Source organism: Stutzerimonas stutzeri, assembly GCF_002909485.1.
GTDB classification, from domain to species: domain Bacteria; phylum Pseudomonadota; class Gammaproteobacteria; order Pseudomonadales; family Pseudomonadaceae; genus Stutzerimonas; species Stutzerimonas stutzeri_AH.
Map to the genome: position 1 here is coordinate 604,948 of NZ_PPXG01000003.1, position 20,784 is coordinate 625,731.

Below are 20,784 nucleotides of genomic sequence, written 5' to 3' on the forward strand. Positions count from 1 at the left end.
TTTACCGCGCCGGCTTTCGGTCCAGCCAGCCACGCACTCGGCGTACCAGCTGTTCCTGCTCGCCGAAACGGTCGTTCTCCAGGGCGGGCAGCGCCACCTGGCGGTAGTCCGGATGGTCTGCTCGCCGCGCCGCAATGCGCCGCTGTAGTGCCTGCTCCTGCGCAGGCCGGCGAGTGTCGGTATAGAAATCGCCGACGCCGATCTTCAGCGTCGCAAGATATGTCTCTAGTGGCTGGTCGGACTGCGAGGGTGCGCGTGGGTCGATCACGATCAACTGGCCGACATCCTTTGGCTGAAGCTGCACCAGATACTGACTCGCCCAGTAGGCGCCGGTGCCATGGCCGACCAGGACGATCATCGGGGCCTGCAGTGTGCGGGCGTGCTCAATGGCTGCGTCAAGGCGAGCCTGCATGCGCTCGGCGTGGCCTGGCTCCGGTACGCCTTGCTCTGCTTGCGAGCTCGGTTCTGTTGCTTCATCGCTGTCCGCCGGTGCCGTTTGTTCAGGCAGGTAGCCCGCCGAAGGTGGTTGCGCTGCGGTTTGCTGGGAATCGGCCGCGCCAGGCTCTGCGTCTGTCTCGGGCGTTGCGTTCGCAGCAGGGGCGTCGGGCGCTGGAGGGCGCGGCCCCGGACTCAGCTCCGGATCATCGGGTGTCAGCGTCAAGGTATGCCAGCCATGCTCAGGAAGGCCGCGCCGAAGGGGTCGTACCGCGCGAGGCCAATCAGCAGTTTCGCCTTCGCTCGGGATGATGACGATAACGCCGCGGGCTTTCGGCGTATTGGCCTGATGCCAGAGCGCAAGAAATCTGTCGTCATTGCCGAGCTGAAGCTGCACTGCCGTTTCGAGCTGCCGTTGCAGTCCTCCGGCCAGCGACTCGCTGCGCGTTTGTGGTGCCGGACGCTGCGCTGCTGGCTCGTCCACTGGTGTTTCCTGTGCGGTTTCCGGCTCCTGCGCCGCTGCCATGTACGGCAAGCCACTGCCCAGCGCGAGGCCGAGCAGAAGCACACTGGCAGGCAAGCGTCGCATGGGTAGTCTCCGGTATCGGAGCCGGCACCACGCTGGCGCCGGCAGGGTTTATGCATTACAACAGCGTGTCGGCACGCCCATCAATTGCGTGAATATATGTTCGCCTTATCCCTGCGCTTTCTTCTTTTACTTACCCTGACGCTGCCGTTTGCAGCCGGCGCCGTGGTGCTGGACGATGAGAGCCGCGCCTGGTTGGAGAAAAATCCGGAGTGGCGCGTCGGCGTGGTGATGGGGGCTCCCTATGCCGAGTATGACCAGCGCCAGCGTCGCCTGTCAGGCTTTCATGTGCAGCTGATGGAACATCTCGCTACTGACCTTGGCGTGCGTCTGCAGTGGCGACGTTTCAGTGACGAAGCCGCGTTGGAGAAGGCCGCCCATGACGGCCTGATCGATGTGGCGCCCGGCCTGCGCCAGACGCCGGCTGGCTTGCGCCTGTGGCGCTACAGCGATCCCTTTCTGCGCATCCCGCGGCTGCTCGTCGGTGATCGTGGCGGCCCGCGCGCAATCGATCTTGAGTATCTGCACCCGAGCGAGCTGGTCTCCGCCGTAGGGCCGGGACCAGTCACCGAATTCCTTGCCAGCAACTATCCCAACATCACCGTGCTGACGGCGACGAGCCAGGCCGATGCGCTGCGTCAGGTACTGGAAGCCAAGGCCAGTTATGCCATCATCGACGAACCGGTATTCGGGCGCCTGTCGCAGCAGGTGGAGTATGACTCCCTGGCGGTGGTCGGTGATCTGGGTAATCCGCAGCTGCTGCGTATCGCCTCGCGGCGCGACAGCCCCGAGCTCGCCGCAGTGCTCGAGGCTGCGGTACGGCAGTTCCCGGCGCGGGAATTCAGCCAGCTGCAGGAGCAATGGCTCAAGCCGCGCAGCATCGATCTTGGGCGCGAGGTCAATTACTGGCGCAGTCTCAGTCTGCTGGTCGGCGTGTTGCTGCTGGCCTGCCTGCTGATGCTTGCCTGGCAGCGCCATCAGCATGGCTTGCTGGAAAGCCGCCTGAAGATTGCCCGGCGCGACATCGAGCTGCGCGAGGCGGCCGAAGAAGCGCAGCGTTTGACGCAGTTTTGTCTGGATCACAGCACCGTCGGCATCCTCTGGCTCAACTGGGACAGCCGCGTGCGTTACGCCAACCAGGCCGCCGAGGTGCTGCTCGGGCATTCCTCCGGCGGACTGCTGGATCACCCGCTGGAAACATTCGACCCGGCGCTGGGCATGGATGCCTGGCTGGCGCGTTGGCGTGCCGCGCGTACTGGCGAAGACGATCGCCAGGTGCATGAATGCGAATGGCTGCGCGCCGACGGCCAGCGCTTTCCGGCGGCGGTCACCTACAGCTTTCTGCGCTTCGGCAGCCGCGAATACCTGGTGGTCTTCCTTGCCGACATCACCGAGCGCCGTCGCGCCAGCGCCCAGTTGCAGGAAAGCGAGGCGCGTCTCAAGGCAATGGCCGGCAACGTGCCCGGGCTGGTGTTCCGCCTGGAGCGGGACGGGCCGCAGGAACCGGTGCGAGTGGCCTATATCAGCGAAGCCAGTCAGCGCCTGGTGGGCTATTCCGCCGAGCGCCTGCTACAGCCCGGACTTGGCATCCGCAGCCTGGTGCACGCCGATGACGAGGCCGGCTACTGGGCCAGCCAGCAGCTGGCACTGGAGAAAAGCCAGGACTGGCGCTGGCAGGGGCGCATTCTCAATCGCGACGGCGAGGTGCGTTGGGCGGATATCCGTGCGTCGGTGCGTGGTCAGACCGATGGTCGCCAGGTGTGGGACGGAATCGTCTGGGATATCACCGACAACAAGCGCATCGAGCTGGAGCTGGATGCCTCGCGCGCGCAATTGCGCGAGCTGGCCGCGCACCTGGAGACCGTACGTGAGGAAGAGAAGGCGCATATCGCTCGCGAGGTGCACGATGAGCTGGGCCAGGTGCTGACCGTGCTCAAGCTGGAAACCTCGATGTGCGAGCTGGGTTTCGCCGATCTCGATCCGGGCCTGGCGCAGCGGCTGGAGAGCATGAAGCGGCTGATCGCCCAGCTGTTTCAGCGTGTGCGCGATGTCGCCACCGCGCTGCGCCCGCCGATTCTCGATGCCGGCATCGCCTCGGCGGTGGAATGGCAGGCGCGGCGCTTCGAGGAGCGTAGCGGCGTGGCTTGTCTGGTCGAAGTGCCGGAATGCCCGCCGCTGCTGGGTAACGCCAAGGCCATTGGCCTGTTCCGCATTCTTCAGGAGTCGCTGACCAACGTGATGCGTCACGCCCAGGCGCAGACGGTCAGCGTGCAGTTACTGCTCGAAGGCAACATGCTCTGTCTGCGCGTCAGCGACGATGGTTGCGGTTTTCCGGTAGCCGCGCGTGGCGCTGGCAGCTCGTTCGGCCTGGTCGGCATGCGCGAGCGGGTGCAGATGCTCGGCGGGCAACTGATAATCGACAGCCAGCCCGGCGAGGGCACCACCATCACGGCGCGGGTTCCACTGGACCCGCAGCCGCTTCCATCAGCCGCAAGCACTGGAGCATTGCCGTCATGATCAGGGTCATGGTCGCCGAAGATCACACCATCGTCCGCGAGGGCATCAAGCAGCTGATCGGCATGGCGCGCGACATGCAGGTGGTTGGCGAGGCCGCCAATGGCCAGCAGTTGCTCGATCAGCTGCGGCAGATCAGTTGCGACGTGGTGCTGCTGGACATCTCCATGCCCGGCGTCAACGGCCTCGAGGCGATTCCACGGATCCGCGCATTGAGCCAGCCGCCGGCGGTGCTGGTGCTTTCGATGCACGACGAGGCGCAGATGGCGGCGCGGGCGCTGAAGATCGGCGCGGCCGGCTACGCGACCAAGGACAGCGAACCGGCGCTACTGCTTACCGCCCTGCGCAAGGTAGCCGCCGGTGGGCGCTATATCGACCCGGCGCTGGCCGACCGCATGGTCTTCGAGGTCGGCCTCACCGATTCGCGGCCGCCCCATGCGCTGCTTTCCGAGCGTGAGTATTCGGTGTTCGAGCGCCTGGTGCAGGGCGACTCAGTGAACGATATCGCCGGCAAGCTGGCCCTGAGCAGCAAGACTATCAGTACCCACAAGGCCCGCCTGATGCAGAAGCTGGCGGCGCATTCGGTGGCTGATCTGGTGCGCTACGCAATGGAGCACAAGTTGGTCTGACCGCCAGCCGCCGACCCTGCGTGTAGGGCGTTCCCTACACGCGACTCTCCCTCACGCCTAGGCCAATCGCTCCGCTGTACCGATTTCTCCGCCGCCGTTGCGCTTCTACGCTGTAGCCACGGTTCAACGGTTACGCAGGTGCAGCAGCATGGTCGAGTCAACGGCGAACGATATCCTGGTGAGCTTCCGCGGCATTCAGAAGAGCTATGACGGCGAGTCGCTGATCGTCAGAGATCTGAATCTGGACATTCGCCGCGGCGAATTCCTCACCCTGCTTGGGCCGTCCGGCTCGGGTAAAACCACCAGCTTGATGATGCTGGCCGGCTTCGAGACGCCGACGGCAGGGGAAATCCTGCTCGACGGTCGGGCGATCAACAACGTGCCGCCGCACAAGCGCGACATGGGCATGGTGTTCCAGAACTACGCGCTGTTCCCGCACATGACCGTGTCGGAGAACCTGGCGTTTCCGCTTAGCGTGCGTGGTATGGCCAAGCCCGACATCAAGGATCGGGTCAAGCGCGCGCTGGCGATGGTGCAGCTGGAGGGCTTCCGCAATCGCTATCCGGCGCAGCTTTCCGGCGGCCAGCAGCAACGTGTGGCGCTGGCGCGAGCGCTGGTGTTCGAACCGCAGTTGGTGCTGATGGACGAACCCCTGGGCGCACTGGATAAGCAATTGCGCGAGCAGATGCAGATGGAGATCAAGCATCTGCATGAACGCCTCGGCGTCACCGTGGTGTACGTGACCCACGATCAGGGCGAAGCGCTGACCATGTCTGATCGGGTGGCGGTGTTCCATCAGGGCCAGATCCAGCAGATCGAAGACCCGCGCACGCTCTATGAAAAGCCGGTGAACACCTTCGTTGCCAATTTCCTCGGCGAGAACAACCGCCTGCCGGCGCATCTGCTCGACCGGCGTGGCGATAGCTGCACGGTCAAGCTCGGCCGCGGCGAAACCGTCGAGGCACTGGCCGTCAACGTCGGTGCGACGGGGGCGCCGGTCAGCCTGTCGATCCGCCCGGAGCGGGTGCTGCTCAACGGCGCCAGTGCCAACTGCCCGAACCGCTTCACCGGGCGCGTTGCTGAGTTCATCTACCTCGGCGACCACATCCGTATCCGTCTCGAGGTATGCGGGGTTAACGACTTCTTCGTCAAACAGCCGATCGCCGAGTTCGACAGCGCCCTGCGGGTCGGTGACGTGGTGCCGATCGGCTGGCATGTCGAGCACGTCCGTGCGTTGGACCCGCTGCAAGCGGCCTAAGGCAACGCCTAGAAAAATCCAAACAACTGCATCAAGGAGCGAACTGGTATGAGCAACTACCTGAAACTGTCCGCGCTGGCGCTCGGTCTTGTCTGTGCCGGTCAAGCCACTGCCAACAGCCTCACCGCGGTGAGCTTCGGCGGCGCCAACAAGCAGGCCCAGGTCAAGGCTTTCTATCAGCCCTGGGAATCGGCCGGGCACGGCCGGATCATCGCCGGCGAGTACAACGGCGAAATGGCCAAGGTCAAGGCGATGGTCGACACCAACAGCGTGTCGTGGAATCTGGTGGAAGTAGAGTCGCCGGAGCTGTCCCGCGGCTGCGACGAGGGGCTGTTCGAGGAGCTTGACCCGGCCATCGTCGGCAATCCGGACGACTTCGTCGAAGGCGCGATCCAGCCCTGCGGCGTGGGTTTCTTCGTCTGGTCGACGGTGCTGGCCTACAACGCCGACAAGCTCAAGAGCGCGCCGGCGAACTGGGCGGATTTCTGGGATACCGAGAAATTTCCCGGCAAGCGCGGCCTGCGCAAGGGCGCCAAGTACACCCTTGAGTTCGCACTAATGGCCGACGGTGTGCCGGTCAAGGACGTCTACAAGGTTCTGGCGACCAAGGACGGACAGAACCGCGCCTTCAGAAAGCTCGATCAGCTTAAGCCGAACATCCAGTGGTGGGAAGCCGGCGCGCAGCCGCCGCAGTTTCTCGCTTCCGGCGACGTGGTGATGAGCAGCGCCTACAACGGCCGCATCGCCGCCGTGCAGAACGAGAGCAATCTGCAGATCGTCTGGAGTGGCGGCATCTATGACTTCGATTCCTGGGCTATTCCCAAGGGCGCGAAGAGCCAGGAGCAGGCGCGCAAGTTCATCGCCTTCACCGTCGAGCCGCAGCAGCAGAAGCTCTATGCCGAGAACATCGCCTACGGTCCGGCGAACACCCAGGCCGTGCCGCTGCTGGATGAAAAGCGCCTGACGCAGATGCCCACCGCACCGGAAAACATCGCCGATCAGGTGGCGATGGATGTGACCTTCTGGGCTGACTACGGCGAGCAGCTCGAACAGCGCTTCAACGCCTGGGCAGCACGCTGACCTGAGCGCCCCGCCGCATTGGCGGGGCCGGTCCCAGCTATCGGAACGAATCGCGGAGTCTTCATGGCCACAGCAATATCCCTGCCGGCGAACGAGATCGCCGAGCCCAATCTGAAACAGCGACTGGCACGGGCCGAGCGGGTGAACAAGCTCAAGTCGCAGGCGCTGATCCTGCCATTGCTGCTGTTCGTTCTGCTGACCTTTCTGGTGCCTATTGCCTCGCTACTCTGGCGCAGCGTCGAGAATCCCGAGGTGGTGAACACGCTGCCACGCACGCTGGCGGCGCTGGCCGAATGGGATGGTCGCGGGCTGCCGGCGGAGCACGCCTACCAGGCGTTGGCCGAGGACCTCTATCAGGCGCGCCGCGAGCAAACCCTGGGCGATCTGTCCAAACGGTTGAATATGGAGCTCGCGGGCTATCGCAGCCTGCTGACCAAGACTGCGCGGGCGATGCCGTTTCGCGAGACACCGGCGTCCTATCAGGAGGCGCTGGAGGCGCTCGACGAGCGTTGGGGCGATCCGGCGTTCTGGCAGGTGATCCAGCGCAACGACAGTGCGGTGACCGGCTACTACCTGCTGGCGGCGCTCGATCACCGCATCGACGAGCTGGGCGAGCTGGCCAAGGTCTCCCCGGACCAGGCGGTGTATCTGGACATCTTTGCCCGCACGTTCTGGATGGGCCTGGTGATCACCTCGATCTGCCTGCTGCTGGCTTATCCGCTGGCGTATCTCCTGGCCAACCTGCCGGCGCGGCAGAGCAACCTGCTGATGATCCTGGTGCTGCTGCCGTTCTGGACCTCGATTCTGGTGCGTGTGGCGGCTTGGATCGTGCTGCTGCAGTCTGGCGGCCTCATTAATGGTGCGTTGCTGAAGATGGGCCTGATCGACGAGCCGCTGCAGCTGGTGTTCAACCGCACCGGCGTGTACATCGCCATGGTGCACATCCTGCTGCCGTTCATGATCCTGCCGATCTACAGCGTGATGAAGAACATCTCGCCGAGCTACATGCGCGCCGCGGTGTCGCTGGGCTGTCATCCGTTCGCCAGCTTCTGGCGGGTGTACTTTCCGCAGACGCTGGCCGGTGTCGGTGCCGGCTGCCTGTTGGTGTTCATCATCTCCATCGGCTACTACATCACCCCGGCGCTGCTCGGCAGCCCGAACGACCAGATGGTCAGCTACTTCGTCGCCTTCTACACCAACACCACCATCAACTGGGGCATGGCCACGGCGCTGGGCGGTCTGCTGCTGCTCGCCACCATGCTGCTGTACGTCATCTACAGCTGGCTGGTCGGTGCCAGTCGCCTGCGGCTGGGTTGAGATGACGCACGTCGCGGCGCGGCCGCCTTTTCAGAGTCTTCATGCCGGGCAGGAGAACCTTTCATGCTGAGCCCCTATATGTCGCCCGTCGAACGGGCCTGGTACTACGCGCTGCGCATCCTCTGCGCGCTGGTGCTGCTGTTTCTGATCGTGCCGGTGCTGGTCATCGTGCCGCTGTCGTTCAACTCCGGCTCGTTCCTGGTCTATCCGCTGCAGGGCTTCTCGCTGCGCTGGTACGAGGCGTTGTTCACCTCGGCAGACTGGATGCGCTCGCTGAAGAACAGCATGCTCATCGCGCCCGCCGCGACCTTTCTCGCCGTGGTGCTCGGCACCCTGGCGGCGGTCGGCCTGACCCGAGCGGAATTTCGCGGCAAGGCGATGCTGATGACGGTGCTGATCTCGCCGATGGTGGTGCCAGTGGTGATCATCGGCGTCGCCAGCTATTTGTTCTTCGCGCCGCTGGGTATGGGCAACAGCTACCTGTCGCTGATTCTCGTGCACGCGGTGCTCGGTGTGCCCTTCGTGATCATCACGGTGTCGGCGACGCTGCAGGGCTTCAACTACAACCTGGTGCGCGCCGCGGCCAGCCTCGGCGCCTCACCGCTGACGGCATTTTTCCGCGTGACCCTGCCGCTGATCGCGCCGGGGGTGATTTCCGGCGCGCTGTTCGCCTTCGCCACCTCGTTCGATGAAGTGGTGGTGACGCTGTTCCTCGCCGGCCCGGAGCAGATCACCCTGCCGCGGCAAATGTTCAGCGGCATCCGCGAAAACCTCAGCCCGACCATCGCCGCCGCGGCGACGCTGCTGATCGGCTTCTCCATTGCGCTGCTGCTGACCCTGGAGTGGCTGCGTGGCCGCGCCGAGAAGCTGCGCACTCAACAACCTGCCTGACGGAATACGCACATGACTCTGCAACTTGGGCAACCCGATCTGTTGCGCCAAACCGCCTATCTCAACGGTGAGTGGTGCGAGGCCGACAGTGGCGCGCGCACGGAGATCTTCAACCCGGCCACCGGTGAGCTGATCGGCGCCGTGCCAAACATGGGCCGCAGCGAAACCCGCCGGGCCATCGAAGCCGCCCAGGCGGCACAACCAGCCTGGCGCGCGCTGACTGCCAAGGAGCGCGCCGCGCGCCTGCGGCGCTGGTACGAGCTGATGCTGGAGAACCAGGAAGACCTGGCCCGCATCATGACCGCCGAACAGGGCAAGCCGCTGGCCGAGGCGCGGGGCGAGGTGGCCTACGCCGCATCCTTCCTCGAGTGGTTCGCCGAAGAGGGCAAGCGCCTGTATGGCGATGTGATTCCCGCCCACGCCGGCGACAAGCGCATCCTGGTGCAGAAGGAGCCGGTCGGCGTCACCGCGGCGATCACTCCGTGGAATTTTCCCAGCGCCATGATCACCCGCAAGGCCGGCCCGGCGCTGGCCGCCGGCTGCGCCATGGTGCTCAAGCCAGCGCCACAGACACCGTTCTCCGCACTGGCGCTGGCCGCGCTGGCTGAGCGTGCGGGCATCCCGGCGGGGCTGTTCAGCGTGATCACCGCCGATGCCGCTACGTCCCGCGAGGTGGGCGCCGAGCTCTGCGAAAACCCAATCGTGCGCAAGCTCTCGTTCACCGGCTCGACCGCGGTCGGCATCAAGCTGATGCAGCAGTGCGCACCGACGCTGAAGAAGCTCTCGCTGGAGCTGGGCGGCAACGCACCCTTTATCGTCTTCGACGACGCCGATCTGGATGCGGCGGTGGAAGGCGCGATGATCTCCAAGTATCGCAACGCCGGGCAGACCTGCGTGTGTGCCAACCGCATCTACGTGCAGGACGGCATTTACGACGCCTTCGTCGCCAAGCTTGCCGCTGCGGTGGCGCGGCTGAAGGTCGGCAACGGTGCGGAGGAGGGCGTCACCACCGGTCCGCTGATCGATGCCGCGGCCGTAGCTAAGGTCCAGCGCCATCTGCAGGACGCCCTCGACAAGGGTGCCACCCTGCTGGCCGGCGGCAAACCCCATGCGCTGGGCGGCAACTTCTTCGAGCCGACGCTGGTGGGCGGCGTCACGTCCGAGATGGCCGTGGCGCGAGAAGAAACCTTCGGTCCGCTGGCGCCGCTTTTCCGCTTCAGCGACGAGGCCGAGGTGATTCGCCAGGCCAACGACACCGAGTTCGGCCTCGCCGCCTATTTCTACGCCCGCGACCTGAGCCGGGTGTTCCGTGTCGCCGAGGCGCTGGAGTACGGCATGGTCGGCATCAACACCGGAGTGATCTCTACCGAGGTGGCGCCGTTCGGCGGGATGAAAGCATCAGGCCTCGGCCGTGAAGGCTCGAAGTACGGCCTGGATGAATACGTGGAAATCAAATACCTGTGCCTGGGCGGCATCTGACCAAGCGGTCCAAATCAGGCGTGCAAAATAATGCACGGAGTTTTACTGTAATCCGAACGCTCTGGATGGCGCGGCAGTCGATCATCGTATGCTGCCGCGCCCGCTTCCTGGCGTTCTTTCCGACCCGTGCCGACGATGAGCGGCTACCGAGGAGCTTATGAGCAAGACCAATGAATCCCTGATGCAACGCCGTGTCGCCGCCGTCCCCCGTGGCGTCGGTCAGATCCATCCAATCTTTGCCGACCACGCCAGGAACAGCAGCGTAGTCGACGTCGAAGGCCGCGAGTTCATCGATTTCGCCGGTGGCATCGCCGTGCTGAATACTGGCCACCTGCACCCGAAGATCATCAAGGCAGTGGAAGACCAACTGCATAAGCTCACGCATACCTGCTTCCAGGTGCTGGCCTACGAGCCCTATGTCGAGCTGTGCGAGAAGATCAACGCGCGGGTGCCGGGTGATTTCGCCAAGAAGACCCTGCTGGTCACCACCGGCTCCGAGGCGGTGGAAAACGCGGTGAAGATTGCCCGCGCCGCCACCGGGCGTGCCGGCGTGATCGCCTTCACCGGCGCCTATCACGGCCGCACCATGATGACCCTCGGGCTGACCGGCAAGGTGGCACCGTACTCGGCCGGCATGGGCCTGATGCCCGGCGGTATCTTCCGTGCGCTGTACCCCTGCGCCATTCATGGCGTCAGCGTCGATGACTCGATCGCCAGCATCGAGCGCATCTTCAAGAACGACGCCGAGCCACGCGACATCGCGGCGATCATCATCGAGCCGGTGCAGGGCGAGGGCGGCTTCAACGTCGCACCGAAGGACTTCATGGCTCGCCTGCGCGCACTGTGCGACGAACACGGCATCCTGCTGATCGCCGACGAAGTGCAGACCGGCGCCGGGCGTACCGGCACCTTCTTCGCGATGGAACAGATGGGTGTGGTCGCCGACCTGACCACCTTCGCCAAGTCGGTCGGCGGTGGTTTCCCGATTGCCGGTGTCTGCGGCAAGGCCGAGATAATGGATGCCATCGCCCCCGGCGGGCTGGGCGGTACCTACGCAGGCAATCCGCTGTCCTGCGCAGCCGCCCTGGCGGTACTGGAAGTCTTCGAGGAAGAGCAACTGCTCGACCGCTGCAAGGCCGTGGCGGAGAGGCTCACCACCGGCCTCAAGGCAATCCAGGCCAAGCACAAGGAGATCGGCGAGGTGCGCGGGCTCGGCGCGATGATCGCCATCGAGCTATTCGAAGACGGTGATCATGCGCGACCGGCTGCCGCCCTTACCTCGCAGATCGTTGCCCGTGCGCGGGACAAGGGACTGATCCTGCTGTCCTGTGGCACCTACTACAACGTGCTGAGGGTATTGGTGCCTCTGACTGCCGAAGACGAACTGCTCGACCGTGGCCTGGCCATCATCGGTGAGTGCTTCGATGAGCTGACCTGATCCAACGGCGGGCTCGCCGGCATCCGCAATGGATGTCAGGCGCGCCGCAACCCTGACCCCTCGGGTACAATGCGCGGCATCTTGCCGTGCTACCCGAGGTCGTCATGCAGCCGTTCGCCATCGCTCCTTCGATTCTTTCCGCCAATTTCGCCCGCCTGGGCGAGGAAGTGGACAACGTGCTGGCCGCCGGCGCCGACATCGTCCATTTCGACGTGATGGACAACCACTACGTGCCCAACCTCACCATCGGCCCGATGGTCTGCTCGGCCCTGCGCAAGCACGGCGTGACCGCGCCCATCGACGTACACCTGATGGTCGAGCCGGTGGATCGTATGATTGGCGACTTCCTCGAAGCCGGTGCCAGCTACATCACCTTTCACCCGGAAGCCTCCAAGCACATCGATCGCTCGCTGCAGCTGATCAAGGACGGCGGCGCCAAGGCCGGCCTGGTGTTCAACCCGGCCACGCCGCTGGACGTGCTCAAGTACGTCATGGACAAGGTCGACATGGTCTTGCTGATGAGCGTCAACCCGGGCTTCGGCGGACAGAAGTTCATTCCCAACACCCTCGACAAGCTGCGCGAAGCGCGTGCGCTGATCGATGCCAGTGGCCGCGAGATTCGCCTGGAGATCGATGGCGGTGTGAATCCGAAGAACATCCGCGAAATCGCTACGGCGGGCGCCGATACTTTCGTTGCCGGCTCGGCGATCTTCAACCAGCCGGATTACAAAGCCGTGATCGACCAGATGCGCGCCGAGCTGGCGCTGGCGCGCCCATGACCCGCCTGGAGCAACTGTTCGACGGCAAATTGCCACGGCTGGTGATGTTCGACCTGGACGGCACCCTGATGGATTCGGTGCCGGACCTGGCCGCGGCGGTGGACAAGATGCTGATGCTGCTCGGCCGCGAGCCTGCCGGCATTGCCCGGGTGCGCGACTGGGTCGGCAACGGCTCGCGCGTGCTGGTGCGCCGCGCATTGGCCGGTGGGCTGGAGCATGAAGGTGTAAGCGACGAGTTGGCCGACGAGGCGCTGGCGCTGTTCATGCAGGCATACTCCGGCGGCCACGAGCTGACCACTGTCTATCCGGGCGTTCGTGAATGCCTGGACTGGCTGCGCGAGCGCGAGGTGAAGCTGGCGATCATCACCAACAAACCGGCGCAGTTCATCGAACCGCTGCTGGAGGAGAAGGGGCTGACCGGTTACTTCGATTGGCTGGTCGGCGGCGATACCTTGCCGCAGCAGAAGCCCGATCCGGCGGCGTTGTTCTGGGTGATGGACAATGCGGGCGTTGCGCCCGGCGAATCGCTATTCGTTGGTGACTCGCGCAACGACGTACGGGCTGCCAAGGCCGCGACAGTACGCTGTGTCGCGCTTACCTACGGCTACAACCATGGCGAGCCCATAGCCGATGAGCAGCCAGCGCTGGTGCTCGACGACCTGCGCGAGCTGGTTGCTTCGGCTCTGGGGCTGCGCTAGTGTGGCCGGACTCTTTTTGACCCACCGAAGAGATCAGCTCGTGGTGCTCACCCGCAGACAATGGATGAAAGTCATCAAGGCCCTGGCCCGTTGGCGCTGGCGCGCCTGACTTTCCCTGCCGGCCAGGCCGGCGCGTTTGCTGTTGTTCGATCGAACCCTCCTCAGACCACGAGGCTGACATGACCCGCGAAGAATTCCTGCGTTTGGCCGCCGAAGGCCATAACCGCATCCCCCTGTCGTTCGAAACCCTTGCCGACTTCGACACCCCGTTGTCGCTATACCTGAAACTGGCCGATGCGCCGAACTCCTATCTGCTTGAATCCGTTCAGGGCGGCGAGAAGTGGGGGCGCTATTCGATCATCGGCCTGCCGTGTCGCACCGTGCTGCGCGTGCGGGACTACCGCATCAGCGTGACCACCGATGGCATCGAGACCGAGGCCTGTGAGGTCGAGGATCCGCTGGCCTTCGTCGAATCCTTCCAGCAGCGCTACCGCGTCGCGCCGGTCGAAGGCCTGCCGCGCTTCAATGGCGGGCTGGTCGGCTATTTCGGCTACGACAGCGTGCGCTATGTCGAGCGCAAACTGGGCAATTGCCCCAACCCGGATCCGCTGGGCACACCGGATATCCTGCTGATGGTTTCCGACGCCGTGGTGGTGTTCGACAACCTGGCCGGCAAGCTGCACTGCATCGTGCTGGTCGACCCGTCGCAGCCGGACGCCTACGAGGCGGGCCAGGCTCGCTTGCAGGCGCTGCGGGCGAAGCTGCGCCAGTCGATCACGCCGCGCCTGGGCCTGGATTTCGAAAAGAGCAACGGCGCCGAACCGACCTTCCGCTCCAGCTTCAGCCGCGAGGATTACGAGCAGGCGGTCAACCGCATCAAGGACTACATCCTCGCCGGCGACTGCATGCAGGTGGTGATTTCCCAGCGCATGTCGATCCCGTTCAAGGCTGCGCCGATCGATCTGTACCGCGCGCTGCGCTGCTTCAACCCGACGCCCTATATGTACTTCTTCAATTTCGGCGACTTCCATGTGGTGGGGTCGTCGCCGGAAGTGCTGGTGCGGGTTGAGGAGGCTCTGGTCACGGTTCGTCCGATCGCCGGCACGCGTCCGCGCGGTGCGAACGAGGAAGCTGATCTGGCGCTGGAGCAGGACCTGCTCAGCGATGCCAAGGAGCTTGCCGAACACCTGATGCTGATCGACCTGGGCCGCAATGATGTCGGGCGCGTCGCCGAGACCGGTACCGTGCGCCTAACCGAGAAGATGGTCATCGAGCGCTATTCGAATGTCATGCACATCGTCTCCAACGTCACCGGTCAGCTCAAGGCACCGTTGACGGCGATGGACGCGCTGCGCGCGATCCTGCCGGCCGGCACGCTATCCGGTGCACCGAAGATTCGCGCCATGGAAATCATCGACGAACTCGAGCCGGTCAAGCGTGGTGTCTACGGCGGCGCCGTGGGCTATCTGGCCTGGAACGGCAACATGGATACCGCCATCGCCATCCGTACCGCTGTAATCAAGGACGGCGAGCTGCACGTGCAGGCCGGTGCCGGCATCGTTGCCGACTCGCAGCCGGCGCTCGAATGGGAGGAGACGCTGAACAAGCGCCGCGCCATGTTCCGCGCGGTGGCCCTGGCCGAACGCGACCAGCAGGAGAACTGATCATGCTGTTGATGCTGGATAACTACGATTCCTTTACCTACAACGTCGTGCAGTACCTCGGCGAGCTTGGTGCCGACGTCCAGGTGGTGCGCAACGACGAACTGAGCGTGGCCGAAATCGAAGCGCTGAATCCGGAGCGCATCGTCGTCTCGCCCGGCCCGTGCACGCCGAACGAGGCCGGTGTGTCGCTGGAGCTGATTCGTCATTTCGCCGGCAAGTTGCCCATTCTCGGCGTCTGCCTTGGTCACCAGAGCATCGGTCAGGCCTTCGGTGGCGATGTGGTGCGCGCCCGTCAGGCCATGCACGGCAAGACCAGTCCGGTGTTTCACCATGATCAGGGTGTGTTCGCCGGGCTCAATAACCCGCTGACCGTCACCCGTTACCACTCGCTGGTGGTCAAGCGCGAAACGCTACCCGATTGCCTGGAGATCACCGCCTGGACTCAGTTCGCTGACGGTTCGGTGGACGAGATCATGGGGCTGCGACACAAGACGCTGAACATCGAGGGCGTGCAGTTCCACCCCGAATCGATCCTTACCGAACAGGGCCACGAGCTGTTCGCGAATTTTCTGAAGCAGACCGGAGGCATGCGCTGATGGATATCAAGGAAGCCCTCAACCGCATCGTCGGGCAGCTCGATCTGAGCACCGAAGAAATGCAGGCGGTGATGCGCCAGATCATGACCGGGCAGTGCACCGATGCGCAGATTGGCGCGTTCCTCATGGGCATGCGCATGAAGAGCGAAACCATCGACGAGATCGTTGGCGCCGTGCAGGTGATGCGCGAGCTGGCCGCCCCGGTGCGTTTCGATACCGACAAGCTGGTCGACACCTGTGGCACCGGTGGCGACGGAATGAACATCTTCAATGTGTCCACCGCAGCCTCGTTCGTCGTTGCGGCGGCTGGCGGCAAGGTCGCCAAGCACGGTAACCGCGCGGTGTCGGGCAAGAGCGGCAGCGCCGATCTGCTCGAGGCGGCAGGAGTCTTTCTCGACCTGACGCCCGAACAGGTGGCGCGCAGTGTCGATACGGTCGGCGTCGGCTTCATGTTCGCCCCGGCTCATCATGGCGCCATGAAATACGCAGCCGGGCCGCGGCGCGAACTCGGCCTGCGTACGCTGTTCAACATTCTGGGCCCCATGGCCAACCCGGCTGGCGTACGCCATCAGGTGGTTGGGGTGTTCAGCAAAGCGCTGTGCCGGCCGATGGCCGAAGTGCTGTCGCGTCTTGGCAGCAAGCATGTGCTGGTCGTCCATGCACAGGATGGCTTGGACGAGATCAGCTTGGCGGCGCCGACCCATGTCGCTGAGCTGAAGGATGGCGAAATCAGTGAGTACAGCATTCAGCCGGAGGACTTCGGCATCAAGAGCCAGAGTTTGATTGGCCTGAATGTGGAGGACGCACAGGGCTCTCTGACCTTGATTCGTGATGCGCTGGGACGCCGGCAGAGCGAGAACGGCCAGAAAGCCGCCGACATGATCGTCCTCAACGCCGGCGCTGCACTCTATGCAGCCGACCTGGCGAGCAGCCTTAAGCAAGGCGTGGAGATGGCTCATGATGCGCTGAGCACGGGGCTGGCGCGTGACAAGCTGGAGGAACTGGTTTCCTTTACCGCAGTGTTCAAGCAGGAGAACCAGAGATGAGTGTGCCGACCGTGCTGGAAAAAATCATTGCACGCAAGATCGAGGAGGTTGCCCAGCGCAGTCGCCAGGTCACGCTGGGCGAGCTTGAGCAGCGTGCAGCAGTGGCTGATCCGGTACGCGGTTTTGCCGCCGCGCTGGAGCAGCGTGTGCGCAGCAAGGAGCCGGCTGTCATCGCCGAGGTAAAGAAGGCTTCGCCCAGTAAGGGCGTCATCCGTGACCCGTTCCTGCCCGCCGAAATTGCCGCCAGCTACGAGGCGGGCGGCGCAGCTTGCCTTTCGGTGCTGACCGACATTGATTTCTTTCAGGGCGCTGACGCATACCTGCAGCAGGCGCGTGCGGCTTGCTCGCTACCGGTGATCCGCAAGGATTTCATGATCGACCCGTATCAGGTGGTCGAGGCGCGAGCGCTTGGCGCCGATTGCATTTTGCTGATCGTCGCTGCACTGGACGATGCGCGCATGCACGAGCTGGCGGCGATAGCCAAGGAGCAGGGGATGGATGTTCTGGTGGAAGTGCACGACGCAGCCGAGCTGGAGCGTGCATTGCGCCTGGAAACGCCTTTGGTCGGCATCAACAACCGCAATCTGCATACCTTCGAAGTCAACCTGGAGACTACGCTGGATTTGCTGCCGCAGATTCCGAAGGATCGTCTTGTCGTTACCGAGAGCGGAATTCTGAACCGTGCCGATGTCGAGCTGATGGAGATCAACCAGGTATATGCGTTCCTGGTGGGCGAGGCGTTCATGCGCGCCGAGCAACCTGGCGTAGAGCTGCAGCGCCTGTTCTACCCTGATCGTTCGCGCGGCCGTGCGGCCCCTGTCGCTGCCGATCCGGAGTGACCGCCTGCCCGTGCGTGGTGCACCGGCAGGTAGCGGTCTGAAGTATCAGCGAGTGCCGAACACCACCATGGTCTTGCCTTTGACAAAGACCAGGCCTTGGGCTTCGAGGCTCTTGAGTACCCGGCCGACCATTTCGCGGGAGCAGCCGACAATACGGCCGATTTCCTGACGAGTGATCTTGATCTGCATGCCATCCGGGTGCGTCATGGCGTCGGGCTGCTTGCACAGATCCAGCAGGGTGCGAGCCACTCGACCGGTAACGTCGAGGAAGGCCAGGTCGCCGACCTTGCGTGTGGTGTTGCGCAGCCGCTCGGCCATCTGGCTGCCAAGTGCATAGAGAATGTCCGGGTCTTGCTGGGTCAGTTCGCGGAATTTCGCGTAGCTGAGCTCGGCCACTTCGCATTCGGTCTTTGCGCGAACCCAGGCGCTGCGTTCCTTTTCCGTTCCTTCCTTTTCGAAAAGGCCCATCTCTCCGAAAAAGTCGCCTGCGTTCAGGTAGGCGATGATCATTTCGCGGCCATCGTCATCCTCGATAAGAATGGTGACCGAGCCTTTGACGATGAAAAAAAGCGACTCGCAACGGTCGCCTGCGTAAATGATCGTGCTCTTCGCCGTGTATCGCCGTCTATGGCAATGCGCGAGCAACTTGTCGATATTCTTTATCTTGGGCGTAAGAGTGATAGCTACCATGCTGTGGGTCCCGGATAAGTATTCAATAAAGACTGATTATTGTTATATGTGGCTGTCATTCAGCTTTCGTGAGCTTAACAGACCAAGGCGGAGCAGTTGTAAAGTTGCGACAGGCGAAACGTGTGGGTCAACGCACCTTTAGTCGCGTATGTGACGCTGTCGATTTAAAGGCCCATGCTAAGCTACCCGCCCTGTTTTTACTGGAGTTTGGCGATGAAAGCGCGCATTCAATGGGTCGACGGTGCGATGTTCCTTGGCGAGTCCGGCAGTGGGCATGTCGTCGTAATGGATGGCCCACCCGAGAACGGCGGACGTAACCTCGGCGTACGCCCCATGGAGATGCTGCTGCTTGGCTTGGGTGGTTGCAGTAACTTCGATGTAGTGAGCATCCTGAAAAAGTCGCGGCAGGCGGTGGATAGTTGCGAAGTCTTCGTTGAGGCCGACCGTGCATCCGAGGACCCAAAGGTGTTTACCAAGATTCATCTGCGTTTTGTCGTCAAGGGTCGCTCGCTGAAGGAGGCCCAGGTCAAGCGCGCGGTCGAGCTTTCGGCAGAGAAGTACTGCTCGGCCTCAATCATGCTTGGTCGCGCCGGCGTCGAGATCAGCCATGCTTACGAGATTGTCGAACTGGACTGATCGCGAGCTGGCGTCGAGCGGCAGTGTCCTTATCTGGAAACTCCAGCCTCTGGTATCGATGCTCGCCACTCTGCATAAAGCGCCCCGATTTAATCGGGGCCATTTCGTTTACCGCAAAAGCCGCAGTTGCCGGTGCGAAGAGGTGTTTGCCGTCCTACGCAGATGCTTTGCTATCTGACGGGCATGCTCAATCATGCGGTAAGACCGCACCAAGAGAGTGTTTCCAATGCTGAAAAGCAAACTCAAGCTCCATGGGTTCAACAACCTGACCAAGACCTTGAGCTTCAATATCTACGATATCTGTTATGCCGAGACTTCTGAAGATCAGCAGGCTTACGTCCAGTACATCGATGAAGAGTACGATGCTGAGCGGCTTACCCAGATTCTGACCGATGTTGTCGACATCATTGGTGCAAATATTCTGAATATCGCCCGTCAAGATTACGAGCCGCAAGGTGCCAGCGTGACCATCCTGATCTCCGAGCAGCCGGTGACCCCTACCGAAAGCCAGATCGAGGAATCTCCAGGCCCTTTGCCGGACGCTATTGTTGCTCATCTCGACAAGAGCCACATCACCGTGCATACCTATCCGGAAATTCATCCGGTGGATGGCATCGCCACGTTTCGCGTCGATATCGATGTTTCGACTTGCGGCGTGATTTCTCCACTGAAGGCGCTCAACTATCTAATCCACCAGTTTGATTCGGATATCGTCACCGTGGACTATCGAGTACGCGGCTTCACGCGCGACGTCGAAGGCAGGAAGCACTTCATCGATCACGAAATCAATTCGATCCAGAATTATTTATCCGATGACACGCGTTCGGCCTATCAGATGACCGACGTTAACGTGTACCAGGAGAATCTGTTCCACACCAAGATGCTGCTCAAGGATTTCGAACTGGAAAACTATCTGTTCGGCGACGCGACCAGCAGTCTTTCGCCGGAACAGCGCAAGCAGGTGGAGGAACGGCTACGTCACGAGATGCTGGAAATTTTCTATGCCCGCAATATGCCGCGTCATTCATAGTATTCGGCCCAGCTCCAGTAAAGAGGGCGCTTAGACGCCCTTTTACTGACTGTCAGCCGATCAAATGCGATAAGTCGCCTTTGTCATGACCTTTGAGACCAGGCTCATGCCGAACTTCACTGGTGCTGGGAATCGCAAGCCCCCGGCCTCGATGGCTGCGGTGGAGTGGTGCTCTTCGTCCACTCGCATCTGCTCAAGAATGGCGCGTGACTTTTCATCGCCCGCGGGGATCTGGTCCAGATGCTCGTCCAGATGCTTGCAGACCTGGTCCTCTGTTGCGGCGACGAAGCCCAGGCTGATGCGATCGCTGATCAGGCCGGCTGATGCGCCGATACCGAACGACAGCCCGTAAAACAATGGATTGAGCACGCTGGTATGGCTACCGAGCTGACGAATGCGTTGTTCGCACCAGGCCAGGTGATCAATCTCCTCGTCCGCCGCGTGCTCCATCGCCTGGCGAATCTGAGGCAGTCGAGCTGTCAGCGCTTGCCCCTGATACAGGGCTTGAGCACAGACTTCTCCTGTGTGGTTGATACGCATCAGCCCTGCCACATGCCGGGTTTCACTCTCGCTGAGCTCGGTTTCGTTCTTCAGTAACGCCGGCGACGGGCGAGTCGGCTGGCCGCTGAAGGGCAGCAGTGTCCGCAAGGCTGCATCGGCTTGCATCAGCAAGCGGTCAGCTGGGGAGTAGTGGCGTTGGCTGGGCATATGTCCTCCGGTACAAAATGAAACCGCTGCAAATCGATAGTGCCGCAAAATTTGGAAGCGCTTCGCTATTAGTTTGGGGGCCGATGCATCTGGCGCTGACCAAGTTCGTGCATATGGATGAGATACACGTCTGCTCGCCAAGGTCGTTGCAGTTCATCACCGCGTGGAGATCGGCCTGACAGCCCCGCTCTCGGCCAGGCGCTGCGAGGTGAAGCCGAGCCAGGGCCTTGTCGTGTTCCTCAGTCAGGTCATGCAACGTGGCAATGTTTTTTTGAATGACCAGAAAGTGTACCGGGGCCTGGGCAGCGATGTCCCGGAAGGCGATAAGCTGATTATCTTCGTAAAGCTTGCGCGCGGGAACCTTCCCCGTCCACGATCTTGCCGAAAAGACAATCTATGACCGTTCTCAAGAAGAGCGTCGGCCACGCAGTGTATCAGGGCATTTATGCCTGGGTGACTCCGTACAGGGAG

At 62.7% G+C, this 20,784-nt stretch carries 19 protein-coding genes and 1 pseudogene; 16 read left to right on the top strand and 4 right to left on the bottom strand.

Going from position 1 to position 20,784, the window contains the following annotated elements; translation table 11 throughout:
• Position 1 precedes the first annotated feature (1 nt).
• Positions 2 to 1,024, bottom strand: coding sequence for a DUF3530 family protein (locus CXK91_RS10245; RefSeq protein ID WP_103456027.1), 1,023 nt, complete (start codon positions 1,022 to 1,024; stop codon positions 2 to 4).
• 96 nt (positions 1,025 to 1,120) lie between these two features.
• Here CXK91_RS10245 and CXK91_RS10250 point away from each other — a divergent pair, with 96 nt between their 5' ends.
• The 14 genes from CXK91_RS10250 (at position 1,121) to trpC (ending at position 17,249) form a co-directional block, all read left to right on the top strand.
• Positions 1,121 to 3,538: a PAS domain-containing sensor histidine kinase gene (locus CXK91_RS10250; protein WP_103456028.1), complete on the top strand. Its 2,418-nt coding sequence runs from the start codon at positions 1,121 to 1,123 to the stop codon at positions 3,536 to 3,538.
• Complete coding sequence (locus tag CXK91_RS10255; protein ID WP_103456029.1) at positions 3,535 to 4,164, top strand: response regulator; 630 nt, start codon at positions 3,535 to 3,537, stop codon at positions 4,162 to 4,164. The genes CXK91_RS10250 and CXK91_RS10255 overlap by 4 nt, the downstream gene beginning before the upstream one ends.
• A gap of 148 nt (positions 4,165 to 4,312) precedes the next feature.
• The gene (locus CXK91_RS10260) at positions 4,313 to 5,422 is read left to right on the top strand and encodes an ABC transporter ATP-binding protein (RefSeq protein ID WP_103456030.1); all 1,110 of its coding nucleotides are present in this window, start codon (positions 4,313 to 4,315) and stop codon (positions 5,420 to 5,422) included.
• Between the two features lie 48 nt (positions 5,423 to 5,470).
• Positions 5,471 to 6,502 (top strand): ABC transporter substrate-binding protein, encoded by a 1,032-nt coding sequence (locus CXK91_RS10265; RefSeq protein WP_103456031.1) that lies wholly within the window; start codon positions 5,471 to 5,473, stop codon positions 6,500 to 6,502.
• A 63-nt stretch (positions 6,503 to 6,565) separates the two neighbouring features.
• Positions 6,566 to 7,819, top strand: a complete 1,254-nt coding sequence (locus tag CXK91_RS10270) for an ABC transporter permease (RefSeq protein WP_103456032.1) — start codon at positions 6,566 to 6,568, stop codon at positions 7,817 to 7,819.
• 63 nt (positions 7,820 to 7,882) lie between these two features.
• Positions 7,883 to 8,710, top strand: coding sequence for an ABC transporter permease (locus CXK91_RS10275; protein WP_103456033.1), 828 nt, complete (start codon positions 7,883 to 7,885; stop codon positions 8,708 to 8,710).
• A gap of 12 nt (positions 8,711 to 8,722) precedes the next feature.
• On the top strand, positions 8,723 to 10,189 hold the full coding sequence (gabD, locus tag CXK91_RS10280) for an NADP-dependent succinate-semialdehyde dehydrogenase (RefSeq protein ID WP_103456034.1): 1,467 nt from the start codon (positions 8,723 to 8,725) through the stop codon (positions 10,187 to 10,189).
• A 157-nt stretch (positions 10,190 to 10,346) separates the two neighbouring features.
• Positions 10,347 to 11,627 carry a 4-aminobutyrate--2-oxoglutarate transaminase gene (gabT, locus tag CXK91_RS10285; RefSeq protein WP_103456035.1) on the top strand — a complete coding sequence of 427 codons (1,281 nt, stop codon included), beginning with the start codon at positions 10,347 to 10,349 and terminating at the stop codon, positions 11,625 to 11,627.
• Positions 11,628 to 11,731: 104 nt separating this feature from the next.
• Positions 11,732 to 12,406, top strand: a complete 675-nt coding sequence (gene rpe / locus CXK91_RS10290; RefSeq protein ID WP_103456036.1) for a ribulose-phosphate 3-epimerase — start codon at positions 11,732 to 11,734, stop codon at positions 12,404 to 12,406.
• Positions 12,403 to 13,104 (top strand): phosphoglycolate phosphatase, encoded by a 702-nt coding sequence (locus CXK91_RS10295; RefSeq protein ID WP_103456037.1) that lies wholly within the window; start codon positions 12,403 to 12,405, stop codon positions 13,102 to 13,104. Before rpe ends, CXK91_RS10295 begins: the two co-directional genes overlap by 4 nt.
• Positions 13,105 to 13,283: 179 nt before the next feature.
• Positions 13,284 to 14,768, top strand: coding sequence for an anthranilate synthase component I (gene trpE, locus CXK91_RS10300; RefSeq protein WP_103456038.1), 1,485 nt, complete (start codon positions 13,284 to 13,286; stop codon positions 14,766 to 14,768).
• A gap of 2 nt (positions 14,769 to 14,770) precedes the next feature.
• The gene (locus tag CXK91_RS10305; protein ID WP_103456039.1) at positions 14,771 to 15,364 is read left to right on the top strand and encodes an aminodeoxychorismate/anthranilate synthase component II; all 594 of its coding nucleotides are present in this window, start codon (positions 14,771 to 14,773) and stop codon (positions 15,362 to 15,364) included.
• Positions 15,364 to 16,410, top strand: coding sequence for an anthranilate phosphoribosyltransferase (trpD, locus tag CXK91_RS10310; RefSeq protein ID WP_103456040.1), 1,047 nt, complete (start codon positions 15,364 to 15,366; stop codon positions 16,408 to 16,410). Before CXK91_RS10305 ends, trpD begins: the two co-directional genes overlap by 1 nt.
• The gene (gene trpC / locus CXK91_RS10315; RefSeq protein WP_103456041.1) at positions 16,407 to 17,249 is read left to right on the top strand and encodes an indole-3-glycerol phosphate synthase TrpC; all 843 of its coding nucleotides are present in this window, start codon (positions 16,407 to 16,409) and stop codon (positions 17,247 to 17,249) included. Before trpD ends, trpC begins: the two co-directional genes overlap by 4 nt.
• Before the next feature lie 45 nt (positions 17,250 to 17,294).
• On the opposite strand, the gene crp is transcribed toward trpC, so the two are convergent.
• Complete coding sequence (gene crp, locus CXK91_RS10320) at positions 17,295 to 17,939, bottom strand: cAMP-activated global transcriptional regulator CRP (RefSeq protein WP_058063705.1); 645 nt, start codon at positions 17,937 to 17,939, stop codon at positions 17,295 to 17,297.
• A 213-nt stretch (positions 17,940 to 18,152) separates the two neighbouring features.
• On the opposite strand from crp, the gene CXK91_RS10325 reads away from it, so the two are divergent.
• Together CXK91_RS10325 and speD are read left to right on the top strand one after the other, a co-directional pair.
• Positions 18,153 to 18,575 carry an OsmC family protein gene (locus CXK91_RS10325; RefSeq protein ID WP_014821655.1) on the top strand — a complete coding sequence of 141 codons (423 nt, stop codon included), beginning with the start codon at positions 18,153 to 18,155 and terminating at the stop codon, positions 18,573 to 18,575.
• A gap of 229 nt (positions 18,576 to 18,804) precedes the next feature.
• Positions 18,805 to 19,605: an adenosylmethionine decarboxylase gene (gene speD, locus CXK91_RS10330; RefSeq protein WP_103456081.1), complete on the top strand. Its 801-nt coding sequence runs from the start codon at positions 18,805 to 18,807 to the stop codon at positions 19,603 to 19,605.
• A 60-nt stretch (positions 19,606 to 19,665) separates the two neighbouring features.
• Here the strand turns inward: speD and coq7 are convergent, their stop codons facing one another.
• Together coq7 and CXK91_RS10340 are read right to left on the bottom strand one after the other, a co-directional pair.
• Positions 19,666 to 20,313, bottom strand: coding sequence for a 2-polyprenyl-3-methyl-6-methoxy-1,4-benzoquinone monooxygenase (coq7, locus tag CXK91_RS10335; protein ID WP_103456042.1), 648 nt, complete (start codon positions 20,311 to 20,313; stop codon positions 19,666 to 19,668).
• A gap of 68 nt (positions 20,314 to 20,381) precedes the next feature.
• A pseudogene (locus CXK91_RS10340) lies at positions 20,382 to 20,711 on the bottom strand (HIT domain-containing protein).
• Positions 20,712 to 20,784: the final 73 nt, after the last annotated feature.